Source organism: Cellulomonas sp. JZ18, from assembly GCF_009720485.1.
Taxonomy (GTDB): domain Bacteria; phylum Actinomycetota; class Actinomycetes; order Actinomycetales; family Cellulomonadaceae; genus Cellulomonas.
Map to the genome: position 1 here is coordinate 3867820 of NZ_CP045245.1, position 25081 is coordinate 3892900.

General features: G+C 77.1%; 24 protein-coding genes and 2 pseudogenes. 17 read left to right on the forward strand and 9 right to left on the reverse strand.

The window, feature by feature from the left end; genetic code table 11:
• Positions 1–16: 16 nt before the first annotated feature.
• Positions 17–691 (reverse strand): DUF4129 domain-containing protein, encoded by a 675-nt coding sequence (locus GC089_RS17475; RefSeq protein ID WP_155378704.1) that lies wholly within the window; start codon positions 689–691, stop codon positions 17–19.
• A gap of 321 nt (positions 692–1012) precedes the next feature.
• Here GC089_RS17475 and GC089_RS17480 point away from each other — a divergent pair.
• The 3 genes and pseudogenes from GC089_RS17480 to GC089_RS17490 all read left to right on the forward strand — a co-directional run.
• Positions 1013–1312 (forward strand): annotated as a pseudogene (locus GC089_RS17480) (DUF2243 domain-containing protein); the annotation flags it as partial.
• A gap of 625 nt (positions 1313–1937) precedes the next feature.
• Positions 1938–2801 carry a cytochrome c oxidase assembly protein gene (locus GC089_RS17485; RefSeq protein WP_155378705.1) on the forward strand — a complete coding sequence of 288 codons (864 nt, stop codon included), beginning with the start codon at positions 1938–1940 and terminating at the stop codon, positions 2799–2801.
• 153 nt (positions 2802–2954) lie between these two features.
• Complete coding sequence (locus GC089_RS17490; protein ID WP_230684931.1) at positions 2955–3626, forward strand: M15 family metallopeptidase; 672 nt, start codon at positions 2955–2957, stop codon at positions 3624–3626.
• Between the two features lie 72 nt (positions 3627–3698).
• On the opposite strand, the gene GC089_RS17495 is transcribed toward GC089_RS17490, so the two are convergent.
• Positions 3699–4220 (reverse strand): hypothetical protein, encoded by a 522-nt coding sequence (locus tag GC089_RS17495; protein WP_155378706.1) that lies wholly within the window; start codon positions 4218–4220, stop codon positions 3699–3701.
• 122 nt (positions 4221–4342) lie between these two features.
• Between GC089_RS17495 and purB the strand changes: the two genes are divergently transcribed.
• The gene (purB, locus tag GC089_RS17500; RefSeq protein WP_155378707.1) at positions 4343–5794 is read left to right on the forward strand and encodes an adenylosuccinate lyase; all 1452 of its coding nucleotides are present in this window, start codon (positions 4343–4345) and stop codon (positions 5792–5794) included.
• A gap of 200 nt (positions 5795–5994) precedes the next feature.
• A complete protein-coding gene (locus GC089_RS17505) occupies positions 5995–6849 on the forward strand; it encodes a hypothetical protein (RefSeq protein ID WP_230685282.1) in 855 nt (284 codons plus the stop codon).
• A 335-nt stretch (positions 6850–7184) separates the two neighbouring features.
• Here the strand turns inward: GC089_RS17505 and GC089_RS17510 are convergent, their stop codons facing one another.
• On the reverse strand, positions 7185–8468 hold the full coding sequence (locus GC089_RS17510; protein ID WP_155378708.1) for a glutamyl-tRNA reductase: 1284 nt from the start codon (positions 8466–8468) through the stop codon (positions 7185–7187).
• Positions 8469–8514: 46 nt separating this feature from the next.
• Here GC089_RS17510 and hemE point away from each other — a divergent pair, with 46 nt between their 5' ends.
• The 7 genes and pseudogenes from hemE to hemL all read left to right on the forward strand — a co-directional run bounded on the left by hemE (position 8515) and on the right by hemL (position 15749).
• Complete coding sequence (gene hemE, locus GC089_RS17515) at positions 8515–9579, forward strand: uroporphyrinogen decarboxylase (RefSeq protein ID WP_155378709.1); 1065 nt, start codon at positions 8515–8517, stop codon at positions 9577–9579.
• Entirely contained in the window at positions 9576–10310 is a 735-nt protein-coding gene (locus GC089_RS20280; RefSeq protein WP_370514033.1) for an FAD-dependent oxidoreductase, read from the forward strand. Before hemE ends, GC089_RS20280 begins: the two co-directional genes overlap by 4 nt.
• Positions 10253–11104 carry an NAD(P)/FAD-dependent oxidoreductase gene (locus GC089_RS20285; protein ID WP_370514034.1) on the forward strand — a complete coding sequence of 284 codons (852 nt, stop codon included), beginning with the start codon at positions 10253–10255 and terminating at the stop codon, positions 11102–11104. The genes GC089_RS20280 and GC089_RS20285 overlap by 58 nt, the downstream gene beginning before the upstream one ends.
• Before the next feature lie 251 nt (positions 11105–11355).
• A complete protein-coding gene (gene hemC, locus GC089_RS17525; RefSeq protein ID WP_155378710.1) occupies positions 11356–12375 on the forward strand; it encodes a hydroxymethylbilane synthase in 1020 nt (339 codons plus the stop codon).
• A gap of 128 nt (positions 12376–12503) precedes the next feature.
• A pseudogene (locus tag GC089_RS20290) lies at positions 12504–13211 on the forward strand (uroporphyrinogen-III synthase); the annotation flags it as partial.
• Positions 13212–13272: 61 nt separating this feature from the next.
• The gene (gene hemB / locus GC089_RS17535) at positions 13273–14331 is read left to right on the forward strand and encodes a porphobilinogen synthase (RefSeq protein ID WP_370514035.1); all 1059 of its coding nucleotides are present in this window, start codon (positions 13273–13275) and stop codon (positions 14329–14331) included.
• The gene (gene hemL / locus GC089_RS17540; RefSeq protein WP_155378711.1) at positions 14331–15749 is read left to right on the forward strand and encodes a glutamate-1-semialdehyde 2,1-aminomutase; all 1419 of its coding nucleotides are present in this window, start codon (positions 14331–14333) and stop codon (positions 15747–15749) included. The genes hemB and hemL overlap by 1 nt, the downstream gene beginning before the upstream one ends.
• A 90-nt stretch (positions 15750–15839) precedes the next feature.
• Here hemL and GC089_RS17545 read toward each other — a convergent pair whose 3' ends face one another.
• The gene (locus tag GC089_RS17545) at positions 15840–16706 is read right to left on the reverse strand and encodes a sulfite exporter TauE/SafE family protein (RefSeq protein ID WP_230685283.1); all 867 of its coding nucleotides are present in this window, start codon (positions 16704–16706) and stop codon (positions 15840–15842) included.
• Positions 16707–16934: 228 nt separating this feature from the next.
• Positions 16935–17393 carry an Rrf2 family transcriptional regulator gene (locus tag GC089_RS17550; protein ID WP_155378712.1) on the reverse strand — a complete coding sequence of 153 codons (459 nt, stop codon included), beginning with the start codon at positions 17391–17393 and terminating at the stop codon, positions 16935–16937.
• Positions 17394–17500: 107 nt separating this feature from the next.
• On the opposite strand from GC089_RS17550, the gene GC089_RS17555 reads away from it, so the two are divergent.
• The 5 genes from GC089_RS17555 to GC089_RS17575 all read left to right on the forward strand — a co-directional run bounded on the left by GC089_RS17555 (position 17501) and on the right by GC089_RS17575 (position 22285).
• A complete protein-coding gene (locus GC089_RS17555; RefSeq protein ID WP_230685284.1) occupies positions 17501–17845 on the forward strand; it encodes a metal-sensitive transcriptional regulator in 345 nt (114 codons plus the stop codon).
• 53 nt (positions 17846–17898) lie between these two features.
• Entirely contained in the window at positions 17899–18132 is a 234-nt protein-coding gene (locus tag GC089_RS17560; protein WP_155378713.1) for a heavy-metal-associated domain-containing protein, read from the forward strand.
• A gap of 89 nt (positions 18133–18221) precedes the next feature.
• Positions 18222–20753: a cation-translocating P-type ATPase gene (locus GC089_RS17565; protein ID WP_155379319.1), complete on the forward strand. Its 2532-nt coding sequence runs from the start codon at positions 18222–18224 to the stop codon at positions 20751–20753.
• 341 nt (positions 20754–21094) lie between these two features.
• The gene (locus GC089_RS17570) at positions 21095–22024 is read left to right on the forward strand and encodes an SPFH domain-containing protein (protein ID WP_230684932.1); all 930 of its coding nucleotides are present in this window, start codon (positions 21095–21097) and stop codon (positions 22022–22024) included.
• Positions 22025–22054: 30 nt separating this feature from the next.
• Positions 22055–22285, forward strand: coding sequence for a hypothetical protein (locus tag GC089_RS17575; RefSeq protein ID WP_155378714.1), 231 nt, complete (start codon positions 22055–22057; stop codon positions 22283–22285).
• Positions 22286–22372: 87 nt separating this feature from the next.
• Here GC089_RS17575 and GC089_RS17580 read toward each other — a convergent pair whose 3' ends face one another.
• From GC089_RS17580 to GC089_RS17595, 4 genes are read right to left on the reverse strand one after another with little or no spacing between them, the layout of a single operon-like run.
• Complete coding sequence (locus tag GC089_RS17580; protein WP_155378715.1) at positions 22373–23176, reverse strand: ABC transporter permease; 804 nt, start codon at positions 23174–23176, stop codon at positions 22373–22375.
• The gene (locus tag GC089_RS17585) at positions 23173–24141 is read right to left on the reverse strand and encodes an ABC transporter ATP-binding protein (protein WP_155378716.1); all 969 of its coding nucleotides are present in this window, start codon (positions 24139–24141) and stop codon (positions 23173–23175) included. Before GC089_RS17585 ends, GC089_RS17580 begins: the two co-directional genes overlap by 4 nt.
• Positions 24138–24443 (reverse strand): transcriptional regulator, encoded by a 306-nt coding sequence (locus GC089_RS17590; protein WP_155378717.1) that lies wholly within the window; start codon positions 24441–24443, stop codon positions 24138–24140. Before GC089_RS17590 ends, GC089_RS17585 begins: the two co-directional genes overlap by 4 nt.
• Positions 24440–25069: a hypothetical protein gene (locus GC089_RS17595; protein ID WP_155378718.1), complete on the reverse strand. Its 630-nt coding sequence runs from the start codon at positions 25067–25069 to the stop codon at positions 24440–24442. The genes GC089_RS17590 and GC089_RS17595 overlap by 4 nt, the downstream gene beginning before the upstream one ends.
• Positions 25070–25081 lie beyond the last annotated feature (12 nt).

Genomic DNA, 25081 nt, shown 5'->3' on the forward strand with positions numbered 1-25081 from the left:
TGCACCGCGCCGCCGCTCACCCGGCCCCCTGCGCGTCGTCCCGCCGGTCGTCGTCGTCGGCGCGCCGGGCGAGACCGTCACCCACGGCGGCGAGCAGCTCGCGCGCTCGCACGACGTCGGCCGCCGTCACCGCGTGCGCCGAGAAGCGCGCCGCCAGGTACAGGTCGAGCAGCGCGCGCGTCGCGACCGGGTCGGCGCGCGTGCCGTCGAGGACGTCGACCGTGAACTCCGTCGCCGTCTGGGCGCGGTCCCGCACCACGCCGGTCGAGGCGGCGGCGTCCTCGACCGCGACCCACGCCGCGACGACCGCGTCGCCCGGGGGCACGTCGTCGTCGAGCGCCCGCGCGGCGGACGCGACGCCGGCGCGCATCGCCGCGACCACGTGCGTGTCGTCGACGTCGCCCTCGGCCCCGTCGAGGTCGTCGTCGCGGGGGCCGCCGTCGCGCACCCACCACCGGCGGCGCAGCAGCCACCGGGCGAGCAGGGCGAGCGCGGCGACGGCGACGAGGGTGAGCAGGGCGCCGACGACGTCCCCGAGCCACGCGGGCGGCGGGGGCGCGTCCTCGACCGTCCGGTCGGGCCCGGCGGTGGGCGGCGGCAGCTGCGGCGGCGCGCTGAACGTCGGCAGCTCGAGCGGGGCGACGGGGTCGGCGGTGAGCCGGACCGGACCCGCGAGCGCGGCGGCGAGCACGGCGACGACGACAAGCGCGGCGGCGAGCGCGGTGAGCGCGGCGGCGCGTCCCGCGGCGGGTGGCGCGGCCGGCGGGGCGAGGCGCGGCGCGGGGGTCGTGGCGTGCGCTGCGTCGTCGGCACGGCCCTCCCCCTCGTCGTCGGTGCGGCCGCGGCCAGGCTAGTGGGACGCGCCCGCGGGATCGACGGCCCGGCGGGCGATCCGCCGCACGGCGCGGTACCCAGGTCGGGAGGGGAGGGGACCGACGTGACCGAGGGGACGAGGACGACGGGCGAGCGCGGACGCTCGGCGGGGGCGGCGGCGCTGGTGGGCGCCGGGCTCATGGCCGCGGTGGACGAGATCGTCTTCCACCAGCTGCTCGCCTGGCACCACTTCTACGACCGCGGGACCCCGGACGCCGCGCTGCTCTCCGACGGGCTGCTGCACGCCGCGGAGCTGGTCGCGCTCGTCGCGGGCGCGTTCCTGCTCGCGGACCTCGTGCGCCGGCGTGCGCTCGAGCCCGCGGCGGCGTGGGCGGGCGGGCTGCTCGGTGCCGGCGCGTTCCAGCTGCTCGACGGGCTGGTGGTGCACAAGGTGCTGCGCCTGCACCAGGTGCGCTACGACGTCGACCTGCTGCCGTACGACCTGGCGTGGAACGGGTTCGCGGTGCTGCTGCTGGTCGCGGGCGCGGTGCTCGCGTGGCGGGCGGGGCTGGTCCGCACGGCGGCCGGACGACGTGCGGCGTCGCCGGAGCGGGGGCGGCGGCGGGCGGGGCGGGAGGACGCGGAGCCCGTGGCGGACGTCGGGGCGGGCCCGACGCGCGGGGCGGCCCGGACCCGGAGGGTGGGCGCGACGCGGAAGGTGGGCGCGACGCGGAGGGTGGGCGCGACGCGGAAGGTGGGCTCGACGCCGGGGGCGGCGTCCCGGCGTGGCCCGCGCGTGACGTCGCACCGGTCCTGCCCGCCCCCCGCAGGACCGCGCCGGAGACGTGGCCGCCCACGGGCGCGGCCTCCGGGGACGACCCCGGACCCGACGCCCCGACCGGCGACGCCAGCGCTCCCCACCACGCCTCGGGCCGTCGCCGTGCGACCCGACCCGTCACCGGGGCGACGCCCGCGGTCGACCCCGACGCGGCAGGACCGGCGCCCGACGACGTGCCCGACCGGAGCCGTCGGCGCCGCCGGGACGACGACCCGCCGTCGGGCCGGCGCGCCGCGGGCCGGTGAGCACCGGCCCTGTGGGCACCGGGCCCGTGGGCACCGGCCCTGTGAGCACCGCGCTCGCCGCCGCGGCCGGCCACCACGGCGTCCCCGGCGCCCCCGCCCCGGGCGCGTGGCTCGTCGCCGTGCTGGTCGCCGCCGCCCTCGCCCTCCCGTACGCGGCGGGCGTCGCGGCGTACCGGTCCCGCATGCCGCGCCCGTGGCGCCCCGCGCGCACGGCGGCGTGGTGCGCGGGCGCGCTGCTGGTGGGGGTCGCGGTGTCCCCGGCGCTCGCGGTCGTGCCGGAGCCGGCGGTGCGGCACATGCTCCAGCACGTGCTGCTCGGGATGCTCGCGCCCGTCGGTCTCGTGCTCGCGGCACCGGTGACGCTGCTGCTGGGGGCGGCGTCCACCCGGGGGCGGCGCGCGCTGGCGGCGGTGCTCGCCGCGCGCGTCGTGCGCGTGCTCACCCACCCGGTGACCGCGGCGCTGCTGCACGTCGGCGCGCTGGTCGTCCTGTACCTCACGCCGCTGTACGGCCTCGCCGGGCGCGAGCCGGCCGTGCACGCGCTGGTGCTGGTGCACTTCCTGCTCGCCGGGACCCTGTTCGCGTGGGCGGTCGCCGGGACCGATCCCGCACCGCACCGCCCGGGCCTCGGGACGCGCGCGGTCGTGCTGGTCGTCGCGGCAGGGGTCCACGGCGCTCTCGCGAAGTACCTCTACGCGCACGCGGACCGCCTCCCCCGGGCGGCGCCCACCCGGTCGCGCAGAGCGAGGCCGCCGCGCAGTGGATGTACTACGGGGGCGACGTCGCGGAGGTGCTGCTCGCGGTCGCGCTGTTCGCCGGCTGGTGGCGCCGCGGTGCACGCCGGCGTCCGGACCGCGGCCGGAGGTCGCCGGTGGTGCCCGGGCGGGCGTCCGCGCGCACACTGACGGGATGAGCAGGGGCGGGGGCAGGCGTCCGCACGCGGCGGTGGCGGTGCTGGCGACGGCGGCGCTCGCGGCGTGCGCCGCGTGCACCTCCGGCGCGGTCGAGGACGAGCCGACGGTCGTCGCGGCCGTCGAGCGGGCCGACGGCACCGAGGGGTGGGTCCCGCCGCCGCGTCCCCGGGCACGGAGCGCTACCGCGTCGTCGACCCCGGGACGGGTGCGGCCGTCGTCGACGAGGGCGCGACCCCCGCACCCGCACCCGCCTACGCGGCCACGGTCACCCCGATCACGCCCGAGCTCGCGGCCCGCATGCACGCGTCCTGGCGCCCCGGCTGCCCGGTGCCCCTCGAGGACCTGCGGTACGTGACCGTCACCCACCACGACATGGCGGGCGGCGTCGTGACCGGCGAGCTCGTCGTGCACGCCGACGTCGCGGCCGGGCTCGTCGAGGTCTTCCGCACGCTCTTCGACGCCGGCTTCCCGATCGCGTCGATGCGGCTGGTCGACGACTTCGGCGCCGACGACGACGCGTCCATGGCGGCCGACAACACGAGCGCCTTCAACTGCCGCGCCGTCACGGGCGGCACCGGCTGGTCCGAGCACTCCTACGGGCGCGCGATCGACGTCAACCCCGTGGAGAACCCGTACGTGCGGGGGACGACGGTCCTGCCGCCCGCCGGGGCGGCGTTCGTCGGCCGGCCCGTCGCGCCCGGCGTCGTCCTCGACGGGGACGTCGTCGTGCAGGCGTTCGCCGCGCACGGGTGGCAGTGGGGCGGCCACTGGACGAGCCCGAAGGACTACCAGCACTTCTCGACGACGGGCCGGTGAGGGCCGGCACCTCCGCGAGGTGCGGCGAGGCCGCGGCAGGCCTGCTCGTCCGCGGGTCGACCCTCCACGACGTCATCCCGCCGGTCGCAGCCGCTCCCGCAGGAGGTCCACGGCGTCGCGCCGCACCGCGAGCTCCACGGTGCCTCCGGGCGTGGCGAGCGCGACCACGACGAGGCCGGGGGCGATCCGCCACCCCTCCCGCAGGCCGATCGTGCGGCCGACCTCCGGCTCCCCGCGCACGTCCAGGACGAGCCGTCCCACCCGCCAGGAGCGCCTGCCGCCCGCCAGGGGCCGCAGGTCGACGGCGCCGGCGGTGGGCCGGATCTCCACGCGGTGCCAGCGGTCGTCGACCTCGGGGTGCACGCCCGGGTCGGCGCGCGCGCCGCCCTCCAGCACGCCGTCGGCCGCGCGCCGGCGCGCGTACCGGCTCAGGCCGACGCCGAGGAGGACCATCACCACCACCAGCACGGCCGCCCGCACGAGGGCGTCGCCGAGGTCACGCGTCCCGAGGAGCACCGGGACCCCGACGGCCACGACGAGCCCGACGGCGAGCAGCCCGACCACCCGCACGCGGTGCCGCCGCGGTGCGTCCATGCGTCCCCCCTGCATCGCGTGCCCTGCATCGCGTGCCCTGCGTCGCATGCTGGCACGTGCGGCCGGCCGTGGCCCGTGGACGGCCGTGCCACCGCACGTCCCACCTCTGGGACACTTCCTCCATGACCTCGCCCGTCGACGCCTCCGCGCGCGTCCGCCTCGCCGACGTCACGCCGTCCGTCGCCCTCGGGCCGCTCGACGGGCGCTACCGCCCGGCCGTCGCGCCGCTGGTGGACCACCTGTCGGAGGCGGCGCTGAACCGGGCACGCATCGAGGTCGAGGTCGAGTGGGTCATCCACCTGACGGACCACGGCGTCGTGCCCGGCGCCCCGGAGCTGGCGCCGGACGAGCAGGAGTACCTCCGCGACGTCGTGGCGACGTTCGGCGCGGACGAGATCGCCGAGCTCGCGGAGATCGAGCGCACGACGGTGCACGACGTGAAGGCCGTCGAGTACTTCCTCAAGCGCCGCATCGCCGCCGCGCCCGACGCGCTGCGCGCCGACACGGTGCTGCCGCAGGTCAACGAGCTCGTTCACTTCGCGCTCACCAGCGAGGACGTCAACAACCTCTCGTACGCGCTCATGGTGCGCGGCGCCGTCCGCGAGGTGTGGTTCCCGGCCGCGGTCGCGCTCGTCGACGAGGTCGCGGCGATGGCCGCCGAGCACGCCGCCCGCCCGATGCTCGCGCTCACGCACGGCCAGCCGGCCACGCCGACGACGCTCGGCAAGGAGCTCGCGGTCCTGGCCCACCGCCTGCGCCGCCAGCTGCGCCGCATCGAGGGCGACGAGTTCCTCGGCAAGCTCAACGGCGCGACCGGCACGTACGGGGCGCACCTGGCCGCCGTCCCGGACGCCGACTGGCAGCTCGTCTCCCGCACGTTCGTCGAGCACCTCGGCCTGACGTGGAACCCGCTCACCACGCAGATCGAGTCGCACGACTGGCAGGCCGAGCTCTACGCCGACGTCGCGCGCTTCAACCGCGTGCTGCACAACCTCGCCACCGACGTGTGGACGTACATCAGCAGGGGCGTGTTCACGCAGATCCCGGTCGCGGGCGCCACGGGCAGCTCGACGATGCCGCACAAGGTCAACCCGATCCGCTTCGAGAACGCCGAGGCGAACCTCGAGATCTCGTCCGCGCTGCTCGACACGCTCGCCTCGACGCTCGTCACGAGCCGCCTGCAGCGCGACCTCACCGACTCCACCACGCAGCGCAACATCGGCCCGGCCTTCGGGCACTCGCTGCTCGCGATCGACAACGTGCGCCGTGGCCTGCGCGCGCTCGCCGTCGACGAGGCGCTGCTGGCCCGCGAGCTCGACGAGAACTGGGAGGTCCTCGGCGAGGCGGTGCAGTCGGCCATGCGCGCGGCGTCCGTCGCCGGCGTGGAGGGCATGGAGAACCCGTACGAGCGGCTCAAGGAGCTGACCCGCGGCCGTCGCCTCACGGCCGAGGACATGCGGACGTTCGTCGCGGGCCTCGGGCTGCCCGCCGACGTCGCCGAGCGGCTCGGCGCGCTGACCCCGGCGACGTACACCGGACTGGCGACCCAGCTCGTCGCCCACCTGGAGCACTGACCCGCCCGGTTCGTCACGCTCGTCCCTTTGGTCCCCCGTTCGCGCCACCCGGACGGCCCAGCGGGGCGCACGGGGGTGGGAGCGCGAGCACCGGGGACCGCCCAAACCTGGACATGTGCCCTGTTGCCGGTCAGAATCGGACGCGTCCGTCGGAACCCTCCCCTCCTCCGATCCGGCAAGGAAGCCCGCCCGTGACTCTGATGCAGAAGGCGATCACGCCCGCGCTCACCCAGGCGCACCTCACGCAGGGCCATGACCGCATCGCCGGGTACGTGGTCCGCGCCGAGGACGTCGCGTTCGCGACGACCCCCGCGCAGCTGTTCGAGGTCCACGGCCTGGGGTACCCCGGGTCCCCCTTCAGCCCGTACGACCGGTACATCGACATCCTGCGGTTCGAGTCGTCGCCGCAGCTGCAGTACCGCGACGTGCCCGGCTACATCGTCCCGCTGTGGTGGCTGCGCCATTCCCGCATCCCCCCGGGCGCCGAGCTCATCCGCGTGCACGACGACGGCTCGTCGACGCTGCTCGCGCGCTACGGCGACGTCGGCACGGGCTGGACGGTCACGCAGCTCGGCGCCCCCCGCCCGGCCCTCGCGTCGCTGTCGCGCTGCGTCGGCCCGGTCGCCAAGTGGCACGGCGCCTACCTCGAGGCGGACGTCGTCGACGGCGGGCACACGGTCGTGCTAGCCCTGGCGAACCCGCCGCTCGCCGAGACCGGCTTCCACCAGTCGCCGTCCGGCCGCTGGTACCGCCGCGTCGCGCGCGAGGACGTCACCGAGCTGTTCGAGCTCGACCTGACGGCCCGCTGGAACGGGCTCTCCGTGCGCGTCGTCGACCAGTGGCAGGACGCGCAGCGGTACGTCGTCGCCCGAATCTCCCACCTGGGCGACGACATCGAGCGCGCCGAGCGGCTGCACCTCGAGCGCGTGGAGGCCGGCGTGTACGAGGCGATCGTCTACGCGGCCGAGCTCACCGACATCCAGACCAACCAGGTGGTCCCGCACACGTGGGCACCCGGCCCCGCCGCGCAGCAGCGGCACTGGGCGCACTCCTGATCTGGACGAATGGACGGAAACTCTCCCATCTCGCGCCTGGATCCTCTACGATCGAGGTGCACCGGCACGGACAGCGCTTCACCAGCCTCCGCGCCGACGTCAGCCCCCTGAGCGGCTGACCCCGGAACCGCACCGGGCCTGGTCCTCCCCCCCGACCAGGCCCGGTGCGCTTTTTCGCGCCCGCACCGCCGCGACGACGGGCGACGACGAGGACGGGCGACGACGACGCACCGGCCCCCGCCGACGAACCCGTCCTCCTGCACCGATCCGCCGCACGACCGCTGCACGACCACGGGCTCGACGGGCGAGCGGGAGGCCGTCGGCCCCGAGGGCGGTCAGCGGGGTGACGTCACCGTGCCGACGTCCGGGGCCTCGACGGCGGCGAGCTCCGCCAGCGCGGCGGCGTACGCGGCGGTGTCACCGGCGCGGGCCGCGGCCCGGGCGGCGACGGTCGGGCCGTGCAGCTGCGCACGGACCTTGCGCCGCAGCGACCGGGCCCGCCGCTCGTCGCGGACGTCCTCCGGCACCAGGTCGAGCGCGGCCTCGAGCGCCCCGAGCACGCGCGTGCGCTCGGCGACGACCGCGGGCTCCCAGTCGCGCACGCGACGGTCCGCCTCGAACTCGGCGGCCGCCTGCTCGACGAGCGCCCGGGCCCGCCCGAGCGCCGCGTGCTCGGCGGGGGCGTGCTCCGCGACCGACTGCAGCGACACCAGCTCGACGCCGGGCAGCGTGCGCACGTCCGGGTCGACGTCGTGCCGCAGCGCGAGGTCCACGAGGGTCAGCGGACGCGCCTCCCCGCGGCGGGCGGACGCGAGGGCGTCGGCCCCGAGCACCGCTCCGGCGGCACCGCTGCACGCGACCACGAGGTCGACGTCGCGCACCTCCGCGAGCAGGTCCGCGCCGGCCGGCAGCGCGCGCACGCCGCGGGCGGCCGCGAACGACCCCGCCCGGCCGCTGGCCGAGTACACGCGCACGTCCCGCACGCCGCGCGCCTTGAGGGCGGCGAGGCTGGCGCCGGCGTAGGACCCGGTGCCCACGAGGACGCAGCGCAGCCCCGCCCAGTCGGCGGTGCCGTCGCGCTGCGGCAGGGTGCGCTCGGCGAGGTCGAGCGCGACACCCACGACCGAGCGGCCGGTGGCGCCCAGGCCCGTCGCCGACTCGACGGCGCGCGACGCGCGGGACGCGGCCTGGAACAGCGCCTCGAGGGTCGACGTCGTGGTGCCGTCCTGCCGGGCGCTGGTGAGCGCACGGCGCACCTGGCCCGCGATCTCCCGCTCCCCCACGACCATCGACTCCAGCCCGGAGGCGACCGCGAACAGGTGCTCGCTCGCGTCGGTGCCGGTGAGCGGGCGCAGGTGCTCCGCGACCTGCTCGGCCTGGTACCCCGAGCGCACGGCGACGGCCTCCGCGACGACGCGGCGGGCGTCGGGGGTGTGCGCGACGTCGTCGACGTCCAGGTACAGCTCGAACCGGTTGCACGTCGCGAGGACGACGGCACCGGTGACGGCGGGGGTCGCGGCCACGAGCTCCTTGCCGACGGCGTGCACGTCGGACTGCAGACGCTCCAGGACGGTCAGGTCGAGGTCGTGGTGGCTCGCGACGAGGGACAGCAGCACCACGTGCTCGATTCAATCATCCCGGGAATTGTCCGGCACAATCGATCGTGTGAGTCTTTCAGCACACCATCCGCTCGTCGACGGGCGCACCACCGATTCGCCGCTCCTGACGGCGTATTCCGGCCGACGCCCCGAGCGGCTGCCGGTGTGGTTCATGCGTCAGGCCGGCCGTTCGCTGCCCGAGTACCGCGAGGTGCGCGCGGGCATCCCGATGCTCGACTCGTGCCTGGACCCGGACCTCGCGGCCGAGATCACGCTGCAGCCGGTGCGCCGGCACGGCGTCGACGCGGCCGTCTTCTTCTCCGACATCGTGGTGCCGCTCAAGCTCGTCGGCGTCGACGTCGAGATCCGCTCCGGCGTGGGCCCCGTCATGGGCGCGCCGGTGCGGACGGCGGACGACGTCGCCCGCCTGCGCGACCTCGGCCCGCTGACGCCCGAGCGCCTCGCGCCGGTCACCGCCGGCGTGGAGCGCACCGTCGCCGGCCTCGGCACGACGCCGCTGGTCGGCTTCGCCGGCGCGCCGTTCACGCTGGCCGCGTACCTCGTCGAGGGCGGGCCGTCCCGCGACCACCTCGCCGCGCGCCGGCTCATGCACGCCGACCCCGCCACGTGGGCGGCGCTCATGGACTGGACCGCCGAGGTGACGGGCGCGTTCCTCGAGGCGCAGGTGCTGGCGGGCGCGAGCGCGGCCCAGCTCTTCGACTCGTGGGCGGGCGCCCTGTCCCTGGCGGACTACACGGCGCACTGCGCACCGGCGTCCGGGACGGTCCTCGCGCGGGCCCGTGCGCTCGGCGTGCCGGCCGTGCACTTCGGCGTCGCGACCGGTGAGCTGCTCGTGGCCATGCGGGACGCCGGTGCGGACGTCGTGGGCGTCGACTACCGCGTCCCGCTGGACGAGGCGTCCCGGCGGCTCGGCGGCACGACGCCGCTGCAGGGCAACGTCGACCCGGCGCTGCTCGGCGCGCCGTGGGACGTGCTGGAGGCGCACGTGCGCGACGTCGTCCGGCGGGGGCGCTCGGCCCCGGGGCACGTCGTCAACCTCGGCCACGGCGTGCCGCCGGAGACGGACCCGGCCGTGCTGACCCGCGTCGTCGAGCTCGTCCACTCGCTGTGACCGACGCGCCCGTGCCGGCCCCGGACGCCTCCGACCTGGCGCCCGCCTGGGACGTCGTCGTGGTCGGCGCCGGCGTCGCGGGTCTGGTCGCGGCGCGCGACCTCGTCCGGGCCGGCCTGCGTGTCGTCCTCGTCGACGGGCGGGACGCGCCGGGCGGGGCCGTGCGCGGCCACGACGTCGCGGGCCTGCGGCTCGACGCGGGAGCGGAGTCGTTCGCCACGCGCGGCGGCGCGGTCGCGGCGCTGCTGGGCGAGCTGGGGCTGGGCGACGACGTCGTGACGCCGGAGCCGCGCGGTGCGTGGGTGCACCTGACCAGCGGCGACGGCCCGCTGCCCCACACCGGGCTGCTCGGCGTCCCGGCGCACCCCCTGGCCGCGGACGTGCGCCGCACGCTCGGTGCGGCCGGCGCGGCGCGTGCCGCGCTCGACCTGGTGCTGCCGGCGGGCGTCGGCGCGCGCGCCACCACCTTCGGCGCGCTCGTGCGGGCCCGGATGGGCGACGCCGTCGCGGACCGGCTCGTGCACCCCGTGGTCGGCGGCGTCCACGCGGCCGACCCCGACGACCTCGCGACCGACACCGTCGCCCCGGGGCTGACCGCGGCCCGGGCGGCCGCGCGGGGTCCCTGGCCCGAGGCGTCCGGGCGCTGCGCGCGGCCGCTCCCGCGGGCAGCGCCGTGCAGGGGCTCGCCGGCGGCATCCACCGGCTCGTGGACGCGCTGGTCGCCGACGTGACGGCGCACGGCGGGGTCGTGCTGACCCGCACGCGGGCGACGGGCCTGGTCCGCGAGGACGACGGCCGGCTGGCGGTCGGCACCGAGCCGGCGACCGCCCGCGGGTCGGGTGCCGCGGGGCAGGCCGGGCCGGCCACGGACGCACCCGCCGCGGGCGGACGCACGCTGCGCGCCGCCCGCGTGCTCCTCGCGACGCCGCAGGCGCCGGACCTGCTGCGTGGCCTCGACGGGGTGGAGCTCGGCGACGTCGCGACCGACGCCGGCGTCCCGGTCACGCTCGTGACGCTCGTGCTCGACGCACCCGTCCTCGACGCGGCCCCGCGCGGCACGGGGGTCCTGGTCGGCCCCGGGGTCACCGACGTGACGGCGAAGGCGCTCACGCACGCGACGGCCAAGTGGGGCTGGCTCGCCCGGACCGCGCGGCCGGGCCGGCACGTGGTGCGGCTGTCGTTCGGGCGGGCGTCGGCGGCGCACGCGGCCGACGGGACCCCGCCCGCGGACGTCCTCCTCGACGTCGCGCTGGCCGACGCGTCGACGCTGCTCGGCGTCCCGCTGCCCGCGAGCGCGCTCGTGGGCCACGCGGTCGTCCGCTGGACGCAGTCGCTGCCGCGTCCCAGCGCGGCGCACCGCGCGGCGGTGGACGCGGTGCGCACCGCGGTGGCCGACGTCCCCGGGGTCGCGGTGTGCGGGGCGTGGGCGTCCGGGACGGGCCTGGCGTCGGTGGTGCCGGACGCCCGTGCGGCCGCCGCGGCGCTGCTCGCGCAGGCCCCGGCGCCCGACGAGGCGCCGGGCTGACGTCGCCCCGTCGCCGCTGCGACCGGGTCGCACCGGCGGGGGAATTGATGCGAGGAAAGGGGAGCCTTACCCTTTTTCTCGTCGGGCGCGGCGTCGTGTGACGCCGTCCTGACGCATTGTCAGCACAATTCCTCGTCGGCTGTGACGCGGTCCTGACGCATTGTCAGGACGACGGGCCGGGAATTGTGAGAAGGGGCACCGCGGGGCCCTCCGGCTTCGACATCGCCCCCGGCCGGGACGAGACTGGAGGCATGCCCCAGCACGTCCGTGTCGGTACCCGTGCGAGCGTGCTCGCGCTCACCCAGACCGGGCACGTCGCCGACGCGCTCGCCGACCTCGCCGACCTCACGGTCGAGACCGTGCGCGTGCGCACGGAGGGCGACCGGGTCTCCGCACCCCTCGCGTCCCTGGGCGGCACCGGCGTCTTCGTCACCGCGCTGCGCGACGCGCTCCTCGACGGCCGCTGCGACGTGGCCGTGCACTCCCTCAAGGACCTGCCGACGGCCGACGCCGACGGCCTCGCGGTGGCCGCCGTCCCCGTCCGGCAGGACCCGCGCGACGCCCTGTGCGCACGCGACGGCCTGACGCTCGCCACCCTCCCGCCGGGTGCGAAGGTGGGCACGGGCTCGCCCCGGCGCGCCGCGCAGCTGCGGGCCGCCCGGCCCGACCTCGAGGTGGTCGACATCCGCGGCAACGTCGACACGCGCCTGCGTCGGGTGCGGGGCGCGGTGCCCGTCGAGGGCGCGGCGCCGGCGCCGACCGCCACCCCCGTCGTGCCGACGGCGAGCGGCTCGCCCGTCGGCGACCTCGACGCCGTCGTGCTCGCCGCGGCGGGCCTGGCGCGGCTGGGCCGGCTCGACGCCGCGACCGAGCTGTTCGGTCCCGACGTCCTGCTGCCGGCGCCCGGCCAGGGTGCGCTGGCCGTCGAGGTCCGCACCACCGACGCCGCCGGGGACGCGCCGCTCGCGCAGGCCCTGCGGGCCCTCGACGACGTGCCCACCCGGCGGGCGGTCGTCGCGGAGCGCGCCGTGCTCGCGCGGCTGGAGGCGGGCTGCGCGGCCCCGATCGGGGCGTGGGGCGTCCTCGACGCGGACGGCACGCTCACGCTCGACGCCACCGTCGTCGCCGTGGACGGCGCGCGCTCCCTGCGCCGCCGGACGAGCGGCCCGGTGGCCGGCGACGACGACGCACGCGCGCTCGGCCGGGCGCTCGCGGACGAGCTCCTCGACGCCGGCGCGGCCGACCTCGCCCCGCTCGGGACGTCGTCGTGACGCACCCGCCCGCCGACGCGGGTGCAGCGGACGGCGGCACCTCGGCAGCGCACCCGCTCGCGGGCCTGCGCGTCCTCGTCCCGCGCCCGCCCCTCGACGGCCCGGGCGACGGCGCGCCGAGCCCCGCCGTGATCGCGCTGCGCGCCGCGGGAGCCGAGCCGGTCGTCGTCCCCCTGGTGCGCACGGTCCCGGTCGACGACCTCACGGTGCTCGACGACGCGCTGCTCGCCCTCGGCGCCGGCTGGTACGGCTGGCTGGCCGTCACGAGCCAGGCCGCCGTGGCGGTGCTCGCGGACCGGGCGGCGGCGACCGACGAGGGCCTGGCCGCGCTCGTCGCCCGTGGCGGCGCCCGCGTCGCGGCCGTCGGCCCCGGCACGCGCCGTGCCCTGGAGGCGGTGGGCGTGCCGGTCGACGTCGTCCCGCCGGTCCGCTCGACCGCGGCCGACCTGGTCGCCGCGTGGCCGGCCGTGCCCCGGGTCGAGGCGGGCCCCGACGGCTCCCCGGCCGGCGCGGGCGCCCGCGTGCTCTTCCCGCGCGGCGACCTCGCCGCGTCCACGCTCGCCGACGGCCTGACGACCGCCGGCTGGTCCGTCGACGACCCCGTCGTCTACCGCACGGTGCCGGCCGGCCCGCCCGAGCCGGAGGTCGCGCGGGCCTGGGCGTCGGGCGAGGTGGACGCGGTGCTGCTCACGTCCGCGAGCACCGTCCGCGCGCTCGTCGACCACCTCGGTCCGCCGCGGCCCGGCACCCGCGTCGCCGTGATCGGCCCCAGCACCGCCGCCGAGGCCGAGCGCCTCGGCGTGCACGTCGACGCGGTGGCCGAGCAGCAGACCCTCTTCGGCCTCGTCGACGCCCTCGCGCGCGTCGTCACCACCCCCACCCCCGGGAGGACACCCCGTGACCACCCCGACCACCGACGGCACCCCGGCACCGGCGGGGCCCGCCACCGCCGACCCCACGGCCGCCGGCGGCTACACCGCCGGCCGGCACCGTCCCCGCCGCCTGCGCCGCACGACCGCGATGCGCCGGCTCGTCGCGCAGACGCGCCTGCACCCGGCCGACCTCGTGCTCCCCGTGTTCGTGCGCGAGGGCCTGGACACGCCGCGGGAGATCACGTCGATGCCCGGTGTGCAGCAGCACACGCGCGACTCGCTGCGCCGCGAGGTCGTCCGCGCCGCCGAGGCCGGCGTGGGCGGGGTCATGCTGTTCGGCATCCCGCAGCACCGGGACGCCACCGGCTCGCAGGCGACCGACCCGGACGGTGTCCTCAACGTCGCGATCGCGGACGTCGTCGCGGAGGTGGGGGACGCGCTCGTCGTGCAGGCCGACCTGTGCCTCGACGAGTTCACCGACCACGGCCACTGCGGCGTGCTGACGCCCGCGGGAGCGGTCGACAACGACGCGACCCTGTCCCGGTACGCGGCGATGGCCCTCGCGCAGGCCGACGCCGGCGCCCACCTCGTCGGGCTCTCGGGGATGATGGACGGCCAGACGGCCGTCGTCCGGGACGCGCTCGACGCCGCCGGCCACACCGACGTCTCGGTGCTCGCCTACGCCGCGAAGTACGCGTCGGCGTTCTACGGGCCGTTCCGGGAGGCGGTCGAGTCGCAGCTCTCGGGCGACCGGCGCACGTACCAGATGGACGCCGCGAACCGCCGGGAGGCGCTGCGCGAGGTCGCGATCGACGTCGACGAGGGCGCGGACGTCGTCATGGTGAAGCCCGCGATGTCGTACCTCGACGTGCTGGCCGACGTCGCGGCGACGTCGTCGGTGCCCGTGTGGGCGTACCAGGTGTCCGGTGAGTACGCCATGATCGAGGCCGCCGCGGCGCACGGGTGGATCACCCGTCGGGGTGCGATCACGGAGTCCGTGCTCAGCATCAAGCGGGCCGGTGCCGATGCGGTCCTGACGTACTGGGCGACGGAGCTGGCCGGCTGGCTGGCGGAGGAGCGGTGATGACCCAGCTCGAGCACGAGCCCGGCACGGACGAGCCGAACGACTACCCCGCCCCGCACGACGCGGCGGCGCCCACGGACGCCCCCGCCGACGGCTGGGAGACCCGCAGCGACGACGCGTTCGCGCACGCGCAGGCGGTCATCCCCGGCGGCGTGAACTCCCCGGTCCGCGCGTTCGGGTCGGTCGGCGGCACGCCGCGGTTCGTCGCCTCCGCGTCGGGCCCCTACCTGAGGGACGTCGACGGGCGCGAGTACGTCGACCTCGTGATGTCGTGGGGTCCGGCGCTGCTGGGCCACGCGCACCCCGAGGTCGTCGCCGCCGTCCAGGAGGCCGCCGGGCGGGGTCTCGGGTTCGGGGCCCCGACGGCGACCGAGGTCGAGCTCGTCGACGAGATCCGCCGCCGCGTGCCCGCCGCCGAGCGCGTGCGGCTCGTCTCGACCGGCACCGAGGCCGCGATGACGGCCGTGCGGCTCGCGCGCGGCGTCACGGGCCGCGACAAGGTCGTCAAGTTCGCCGGCTGCTACCACGGGCACGTCGACGGGCTGCTGGCGTCGGCCGGCTCCGGCGTCGCCACGCTGGCGCTGCCGGGGTCCGCGGGCGTCACCGCCGCGACGGCCGCGGAGACGATCGTCCTGCCGTACAACGACCTCGACGCGGTCGAGGCGGCGTTCGCCGAGCACGGCGACTCCATCGCCGCGGTGCTCACCGAGGCGGCGCCGGCGAACATGGGCGTCGTCCCGCCGCTGCCGGGGTTCAACGCCGGGCTGCGCCGGATCACGCGCGAGCACGGGGCGCTGCTCGTCCAGGACGAGGTGCTGACCGGGTTCCGCGTCGGCCCCGGCGGGTGGTGGGGCCTCGAGGGCCGCGCCGAGGGCTGGGAGCCCGACCTGCTCATGTTCGGCAAGGTCGTGGGCGGGGGCCTGCCGGTCGCCGCCGTCGCCGGCCGGGCCGAGGTCATGGACCTGCTCGCGCCGCTCGGCCCCGTCTACCAGGCGGGCACGCTCTCGGGTAACCCGGTGGCGACCGCGGCGGGCCTGGCCACGCTGCGGCTCGCGGACGCCGAGGCGTACGCGCGCGTCGACGCCGCCTCCGCCTACCTGCGACGCGCGGTGACGGCCGCGCTCGCGGAGGCCGGCGTGCCGCACGCGCTGCAGTGGGCGGGCAACCTGTTCAGCGTCGTGTTCGGCGAGCGCGCCGCCACCGAGGGCGCGCGCGACTACGCCGCCGTGCAGGCGAGCGAGCACTGGCGGTACGCGCCGTTCTTCCACGCGCTGCTCGACGCCGGCGTCTACGCACCGCCGTCCGCCTTCGAGGCGTGGTTCGTCTCGTCCGCCCACGACGAGGCGGCGCTCGACCGCGTCGTCGAGGCGCTCCCCGGTGCGGCTCGTGCGGCGGCGGAGGCGACTCCCCCGGCCTGACGTCCCCCTGTGCACGACGACGCCCCCGCCGGTGACCGGCGGGGGCGTCGCTGCGATCGGGTCGGGCGGCTGGGCGTCGCTGCGAGCGGGTCAGGCGGCGGGACCGGCGACCGGGGTCGGCACGGGGACGTCCACGGCGTCGGCGCGCTGGGCGGCGAGGTCGTTGCGGTAGGCCCGCACCGACCACACGACCGCGGCGACCCACACCAGCGCGATCGCGGCGAGCGTGAGGCCCTCGGCCGGGGTGCCCTTCCAGCCGACCCAGTCGGACCGGATGATCGTGCGGGTGTTCGTCAGGACGATGACGCCGCCGACGGCCGACCCGAGCACGCGTCCGGGGACGTGCCGGACCAGCCACGCCGCGAGGGGTGCCGCGACGAGCCCGCCCACGAGCAGCGCCGCGACCATCCAGAAGTCGATGCCCTGCGAGCCGAGGGCGATGAGGAAGCCGAGGCTGGCGGCGAGCGCGACGAGGAACTCCGACGTGTCGATGGAGCCCACGACCTTGCGGGGCTCGAGCCGCCCGGACGCGAGCAGCGCGGGGGTGCCGACCGGGCCCCAGCCGCCACCCCCGGTCGCGTCGACGAACCCCGCGAACAGGCCGAGCGGCGCGAGGAACCGCTTGCGCAGCGGCAGGTGCCGTCGGTCGGTGCGCAGGCCCTTGAGCGTGAAGCGCACCAGCAGGTAGACCCCGAGGGCCAGCAGGACCGTCGACATGACCGGCCCGGCCGACTCCGTCGAGAGGTTCGACAGGAACGTCGCCCCGGCGAACGCGCCGACGGCACCGGGCACGCCGACCCGCAGGACGACCTTCCAGTCGACGTTGCCGAACTTCCAGTGCGAGACGCCGGAGGCGAGCGTCGTGCCGATCTCCGCGAGGTGCACCGTGGCCGACGCGGCCGCCGGGTTCGTGCCGACCGCGAGCAGCAGCGTCGTGGACGTGACGCCGTACGCCATGCCGAGCGCACCGTCGACGAGCTGCGCGGCGAGGCCGACGAGGGCCAGGAGGATGAAGGAGGAGGGCACGGACAACCACCTCGGGCAGGCGGCCGGCGCCGTGGCGTCGGTCGAGGAGTCGGCGGGACGCGGGCGCCCCCGGAGCACTCCCGATAATTCCGACCCGCTTGCTCGTCTTTCAAGAGGCGGTCACATGGTGGACACGCGTCCCAGGACGCGGACCGCGGATCAGGGGTTGTGCCAGGCGTCCTCGCGCGCCGCGAGCGCGTGCACCGCGTCCGGCAGGTCGCCGGCGACGAGGTCGGCGAGCGTCACGACGTCGAGGACGTCGCGCACCGACGCCCGCAGCGCCACCCAGACCTCGAGCAGCGAGCGGGCCGACCCCTCGTACGTGAGCGCCGGCGGGCGGACGTCGCGCACCGTGACGAGCGGGCCGTCGACGGCGCGGATGACGTCGGCGAGCGTGATCTCCGCGGCCGGCCGCGCCAGCTGGTAGCCGCCCGAGCGGCCGCGCACGCTCGTCACGACGCCGCCGCGCCGCAGGTCACCGAGGATGCGCTCGAGGAAGCTCGTCGGGATGTCCTGCCCCGCGGCCAGTGCGTCCGCGGGGACGGAGTCCCCGGCCGGGCGGGTCGCGAGCTCCGCGCACGCCCGCACCGCATAGTCCGCCTTCGCCGAGACCCGCATGGCGTCCATCATCCCGGATCCGTCCCACGATCCGGGACGGCGGCGCTCCGGCGGGACGGAGTCGCGGCCGGAGGGAATACCCCCGGGGGTACCTTGTTGGCGTGGACATGAGCGAGACGACGACCCCGGCGACCGCGTCGGCGCCCGGCGTGCACGAGCACCCGCAGGCGCCGCACGGCTACACGCCCGCCAAGGACGACTACCTCAAGCGGCTGCGCCGCATCGAGGGCCAGGTGCGCGGCATCGCGCGGATGGTCGACGAGGACACGTACTGCATCGACGTCCTCACGCAGATCTCCGCCGTCACCAAGGCCCTGCAGGCCGTGAGCATCGGCCTCGTCGAGGACCACCTCGCGCACTGCGTCGTCGACGCCGCCCGGCAGTCCCCCGACGCCGGCGCCGCCAAGGTCCGCGAGGCTGCCGACGCCATCGCGCGGCTCGTCCGCAGCTGACCCCACAGTCCCCGCGCGGCGGCACCCGCCGCGCCCCGTCGAAGGAGAGACCCATGAGCCAGACCACCACGTTCCGCGTCGACGGCATGACCTGCGGGCACTGCGTGCAGTCCGTCACCTCCGAGCTCACCGCGCTGCCCGGCGTCACCGACGTGCAGGTGGAGCTCGTAACCGGCGGCTCGTCCCCCGTCACCGTCACGTCCGACGCGCCGCTGGACGCCGCCGCGGTGTCCGCCGCCGTCGAGGAGGCCGGGTACGCGGTGACGCCGACCCGGTCGCTGCTGTGAGCGCCGCACGGACCGGCGGCCCGCACGACGCCGCGGTCGGGCAGGCCCTCGGGGCCCCCGTCGCGACCGTCGACCTGGCCGTCGAGGGCATGACCTGCGCGTCCTGCGTCGCACGCGTCGAGAAGAAGCTCAACCGCGTCCCCGGCGCCCGCGCCACCGTGAACCTCGCCCTCGAGACCGCGCACGTCGAGCTGTCCGACCCCGGCCCGGACGCACCGGCCCCGACGGTCGACGCGCTCGTCGCCGCGGTCCGCTCCGCGGGGTACGACGCACGGCGGACGGGCGGCACGGGCACGGTCCCGGGTGAGGCACCCGCGGCCGACGGCCACGACGACGCGGGGACGCACGCCGGCACCCACGCCGGGACGCACGCCGACGCGGGTCACGCCGCGCCCGCCGGCACGGCCCAGGCACCGGCCGTCGCCCAGGGCGCCCCGGCCGGTCCCGGTGCCGCGCCCGTGCACCACGGCAGGCACCCCGACCCGGGCGAGCACCGCCGCGGCCCGCACGACCACGGCGGCATCGACGGGTTCTCCGAGGACGACACGTCGGCGCCCGTCGACGCCCGCGGCACGGACCTGCGCCGGCGCCTGCGCGTCGCCGCGGTGCTGACCGTCCCCGTGCTCGTCCTGAGCATGGTGCCGGCCACGCAGTTCACCGGCTGGCAGTGGGTGGTGGCGGCGCTCGCGCTGCCCGTGGTCACGTGGGCGGCCTGGCCGTTCCACAAGGCCGCCGCCCGCGCGGCCCGCCACCGCGCGTCGACGATGGACACGCTCGTGTCGATCGGCGTGGTCGCCGCCAGCGCCTGGTCGCTGTGGGCGCTGCTGCTCGGTGGCGCCGGCGAGCTCGGCATGCGCATGCAGCCGACGCTGCTCCCGGCCGCGTCGGCGGGCCACGGCCCGGCGATGCCCGAGCTGTACTTCGAGGTCGCGGCCGTCGTCACGACGTTCCTGCTGGCGGGCCGCTACGCCGAGCACCGCTCGCGCCGCCGTGCGGGTGACGCGCTGCGCTCGCTGCTCGACCTGGGCGCGAAGGACGTGGCCCTGCTCGTCACCGGGCCCGACGGGCGCCGGCGCGAGGAGCGCGTCCCCGTCGCGCGCCTGGCGGTCGGCGACCTGTTCGCGGTGCGCCCCGGCGAGAAGGTCGCGACGGACGGCGTCGTGGTCGAGGGCACGAGCGCCGTCGACACCTCGCTCCTGACCGGCGAGCCCGTGCCGGTGGACGTCGGCCCGGGCGACGAGGTCACCGGCGCGACCGTCAACACGTCGGGTCACCTCGTGGTGCGCGCCGCGCGCGTCGGCGAGCAGACGCGGCTGGCGCAGATCGGCCGGCTCGTCGCCCGCGCCCAGACCGGCAAGGCACCCGTGCAGCGGCTCGCGGACCGCGTGTCGGCGGTGTTCGTGCCCGTGGTGATCGTCATCGCGCTGGGCACCTTCGCGGTGTGGCTGGCGACCGGCGGTGGCCTGCAGGCGGCGTTCACCGCGGCCGTGGCCGTGCTCATCATCGCGTGCCCCTGCGCCCTCGGGCTGGCGACGCCGACCGCGCTGCTGGTCGGCACGGGCCGCGGCGCGCAGCTCGGCATCCTCATCAAGGGTCCGGAGATCCTCGAGGAGACCCGCGCCGTCGACACCGTCGTGCTCGACAAGACCGGCACGGTGACCGCCGGGCGCATGGGTCTCGTCGACGTCGTGCCCCTGACCGGCACCGAGCGGGACGAGGTCCTGCGGCTGGCCGGCGCGGTCGAGGCACGCGCCGAGCACCCGATCGCGCGGGCCGTCGCCGAGGCGGCCGAGGCGCTCGCCCCGGTCCCCGCGGGGGTCGGCGCGGACGGCGTCGCGATCGGCTCCGACGAGGTCCGTGAGTTCCACGCGGCCGCCGGTGGTGGCGTCGTGGGCGTCGTGCGGGCCGCGCACGCGGGCGTCGGGCTGGCCCGGCGCGTGCTCGTCGGCCGGCTCGGCTGGCTCGGCGAGCAGGGCGTGGACACGACGGCCGCCGCCGAGGCGGTCGCGGCTGCCGAGGCGGACGGTGCGACCGCCGTCGTCGCGGCCTGGGACGGTGCCGCGCGGGGCGTCCTCGTGCTGCGCGACCCCGTCCGGCCGACGTCCGCGGACGCCGTGCGGGAGCTGCGCGCCCTCGGCCTGCGGCCCGTGCTGCTCACCGGCGACAACCGGGGTGCGGCGCTCGCAGCCGCCCGCGAGGTCGGCATCGCCGAGGACGACGTGATCGCCCAGGTGCTGCCCGACCAGAAGGTCGCGGTCGTCGAGCGGCTGCAGGCCGGCGGCGCCCGGGTGGCGATGGTGGGCGACGGCGTGAACGACGCCGCGGCGCTCGCGACCGCCGACCTGGGCCTCGCGATGGGCACGGGCACGGACGTCGCGATCGAGGCGGCCGACCTGACCCTCGTCCGGGGCGACCTCGCGGCCGCCCCGCAGGCGGTCCGGCTCTCGCGGCGCACGCTGCGGGTGATTCGGCAGAACCTGTTCTGGGCGTTCGCGTACAACGTCGCGGCGATCCCGCTCGCGGCGCTCGGGCTGCTCAACCCGATGATCGCGGGCGCGGCGATGGCGTTCTCGTCGGTGCTCGTGGTGGCCAACAGCCTCCGCCTGCGCCGGTTCGCCTGACGCGTCCCCCGCCGCCCCGTGCGGCCCCGGTCCCCGTCCGGCTCCGTGCCGGGCGGGGACCGCTGCCGTCCGGGGCCGTCCGGCCGCCGCCGACCGCTGCGGACCCCAGCCGTCCGCCCACCGGCGCCGCCGCCCTCCCCTGCCTCGCCCGCCGCCCCGTCCACCGGCTCCTCGCCGACGAACCCGTGGTTGCGCAGCACCCACTCCCCGGATCGCTGCGGAATCCCGGGGTCGACGGCGCGGACGACGGCAGGGACGCGAATGTGATATCACTTTGCTATCGCATCAGCACAGCACCGAGGAGGCCCCATGCCCGACACGTCCGCCCCCCGCAGGAGTCCGTGGGCGGTGACCCCAGCGGCCGGCCCGTCGGCCACGCCGGGGCGCGCGTCGACGTCGCCGAGCGGCCGGCGTGGTCCCTCGGCACGGGCGGCGCGCTGCTCGCGATCCTCCTCGCCGTCGTCTGCGTCGTCACCGCCTTCGTCCTCTTCGGCGTCGCGGACGACACCGACACGGGGGCGCTCGGGGTGCTGGGCGTCGTCGTGCTCGTCGTCGGTGTGCTCCTGCCGACCGGCATCGCCGTCATCAGCCCCGGGCAGACGCGCGTCGTGCAGCTCTTCGGCCGCTACGTCGGCACCGTGCGGCGCACGGGGCTCGTGCTGACGGTCCCGCTCACGACCCGGCAGAAGGTGTCGGTGCGCGTGCGCAACTTCGAGACCAACGAGCTCAAGGTCAACGACGCCGACGGCAACCCCGTCAACATCGCCGCGATCGTCGTCTGGCAGGTCGCCGACACCGCGAAGGCCACCTTCGCCGTCGAGGACTACGAGGACTTCGTGCACGTGCAGTCGGAGTCGGCGCTGCGGCACGTCGCGATGTCGCACCCCTACGACCACGCCGACGACGGCGAGAACTCCCTGCGCGGCGCCACGGACGTCGTGTCGGCCGAGATCGCCGCCGAGGTCGCCGCGCGCGTCGTCATCGCCGGTGTCGAGGTCATCGAGGCGCGCATCTCCAACCTGGCGTACGCGCCGGAGATCGCGCAGGCGATGCTCCAGCGCCAGCAGGCGGGCGCGATCATCGCCGCCCGCGAGCGGATCGTCGAGGGCGCCGTCTCCATGGTCGAGGGCGCGCTCGGGCGGCTCGAGGCCGACGGCGTCGTCACGCTCGACGACGAGCGCCGCGCCGCGATGGTGTCGAACCTGCTCGTCGTCCTGTGCGGCGAGAGCCGCGCGACACCCGTCGTGAACACGGGGACGCTGTACGCGTGAACCGCGTCCACGCTCACGCGGGGCCCCGGGATGAGCGACGAGCAGCCGGCACGGCCTGGCCGGGGGCGCGAGCGCCGTCAGGTGCTCCTGCGCCTCGACCCGGCCGTGCACGACGCGCTCGCCCGGTGGGCGGCGGACGAGCTGCGCAGCGTCAACGCGCAGGTCGACCTGATCGTCCGCCGGGCCCTCGCGGACGCCGGCCGGCTGCCCGGCGACGCGGCCCCGCCACCGCGCCGGGGCCGCCCCCCGGCTGCCCCCTGACCCGCCGAGCGCGCCACTCGTCGGCCGAGCGCACCCGACGTCGCTGGTGCGCTCGCCCCGGGAGTGGTGCGCTCGGCGGTGGTGGGGTCAGTGGAAGCGACGACCCTCGTCGCGGCGGACCGCCCACACCGCGAGCGCGGCGAACGCCACCGTCCACGCGAGCAGCACCGGGACCGCCAGGGCCGGCGCGTCGGCGCCCGTCGTCACCTGCACCACCAGGTCCCGCGCGGCCCGCGACGGCAGCGCCAGCGACAGCGAGTCGAGCCACGACGGGAACATCTGCGGCGGCAGGAACAGCCCACCGGCGAAGCCGAGCGGGAACAGCGTGCACTGCGTGACCGCGAGCGCGGCCTTGGTCGACATCGAGTACCCGATCGCCAGGCCCAGCAGCGTGAACGGCACCGCGACCGCGACGACCATGACGACCGCACCCAGCGCCTGCGCCCAGCTCAGCGCCGCGCTCGTCAGGACGACGCCCAGCACGACCAGCGGCACGAGCGCGAGGTACGCCCACACCAGGCCGTTGAGCACCCGTCCGGCGAGCCGCGGCCCCGGCCGTGCGGGCAGCGTGCGCACGAAGCCGTCGAACGGCAGCGCGCGGTCCTCGGCGACGCCCGCGCCGTGCGTGAACAGGCAGGCCGACATGATCGCGAACACGGCGAGCTGGCCGACGGCGGCCGTCGCCGCGACCGGGTCGTCCGCGAGCGCGCGCTGCGGGATGACGAAGAACAGGAGCGCCAGGCCGGGGAAGAGCATGTTGCCCAGCACCGCGATGGGCACGCGCACCGTCTCGACGAACTGGTAGCGCGCGTGCAGCAGCGCGAGCGCGGAGGCCGGGCGCAGGGCGGCGCGCGGCGTCGCGCCCGGCAGCGGGGCGGTCGTGGCGGTCATCGGGACACCTCCGGGGTGCGGACGTCGGCGGTCGCGACGCGCGCGGGGTCGCGCGTCGTGAGGGCGAGGAAGGCCTCCTCGAGCGAGGCGCCGCGCACCTCGAGGGCGTGGAACGGCAGGCCGGAGGCGACGAGGCCGCGGACCGCGACGTCCGCGTCCGCGGCGAGCAGCGTCCAGCGGTGACCGGTCGCGACGGGCGTGCCGTCGACGACGTCCTGCACGCCGGGCAGGGCCGCGAGCGCGGCACGTGCACCGGCGTCGGGCAGCGTCAGCGACACGCGTCGGAGGGCGACGAGGTCGAGCACCCGCTCGAGCCGGTCGTCCGCGAGCACGCGTCCGCCACCCACGACCACGACGCGCTCCGCGAGCGCCTCGATCTCCTCGAGGTAGTGGCTCGTGACGATGACCGTCGCGCCGTCACGGTGGTAGTCGCGCAGCGCGTCCCACAGCACGTGCCGGGCCTCGACGTCGAGACCGGTGGTCGGCTCGTCGAGCAGCACGAGGCGCGGGCGGCCCACGAGCGACAGGGCGACCGCGAGGCGGCGGCGCTGCCCGCCGGACAGGCCGCCGGTCTGCCGGTCGGCGAGGTCCTCGAGGCCGAACCGCGCGAGCACCTCGGCACGCGGCATGGGCGCCGCGTAGTGCCCGGCGACGAAGTCGACGACCTCGCGGACCTTGAGGGTCTCCGGCAGGCCGGTCTCCTGCGGCGTCGTGCCGAGCCAGGTGCGCGCCGCGGGGTCGCGGGGGTCGCCGCCGAACAGGCGGACGGTCCCCGCGTCCGGGCGGCGCAGGCCCGACAGCAGCGACAGGAGGGTCGTCTTGCCGGCGCCGTTGGGGCCGAGCAGGCCGACGATCTCGCCGGCCTCGACCCGCAGGCTCACGTCGTCCAGCGCGGTGACGTCGCCGAAGCGGCGCGTCACGTGGTCGACGACGACCGGCGGTGCGCCGGCGGTGGTGGTGGTCATGGCTGTGCTCCCTTGAGCAGCTCGGTCAGGGTCCTGGTGTACCGGTCGAAGGCCGCCCGGCCCTCGCCGGTGAGCTCGACGTACGTGGCCGGCGTGCGGCCCTGGTGCGTCTTGGTCTGCTGCACGTAGCCGGCGTCCTCGAGCCGGCGCAGGTGCGTCGAGAGGTTGCCCGCGGTCATGTCGAGCAGGCCCTGCAGCCGCGGGAAGGCGATGCGGTCGCCGCGGTCCAGCGCGGCGAGGGTGGCGACGACGCGCAGGCGGGACGCCGAGTGGATGACGGGGTCGAGGTCCGCGTCGGTCACGTGCGCCGCCGGGCCAGGTGGGTCACGGCCGCGCCGACGAGCATGCCCCCGCCGCCGCCGAGCGACATGACCAGGTAGCCCGTCGGGGTGCCGACGAGGCTCGCGACGCCCGCGGTGGCGATGACCCACACGCCCAGCGCGTACAGCGACCGCACCTGCCACATCGCGCCGCAGGCCATGTAGAGCAGCCCGACGACGACGCACGCGAGGCTGTTCGCGACGATCGCGATCACCTCGGGGCTCGCCCCCGCGCGCACGACGCCCGCGACGACGAGCGCCTGGGCCATGAAGCCGGCGAACCACGTGAGCCCGAACCGCGTCCCCACGTCCCGGCTCGTTCCCTGCATCCCGCTCGAGCGCCGCGCGATGTGCGTGAGCGTGACGACGAGCCCGAGGACCATGAGGGCCCCGAAGACGGCGCCCGCGGGACCGGTGGACGTGCCGGTGGGCGACCGCTCGGCCGACCACCACTGCAGGGCGTAGCCGACGAGCCACAGGACGCCCCAGGTGCCGAAGATGACGCGGTCGTCGACCTCGCTGTCCAGCACCCGCCGGCGCTGCTCGGACACGATGGCGAGCCCCTCGGCGGGGTCGAGGGGTGCGTCGTCCTCGTCGTCGCGGCCCATCGAGTCACTCCT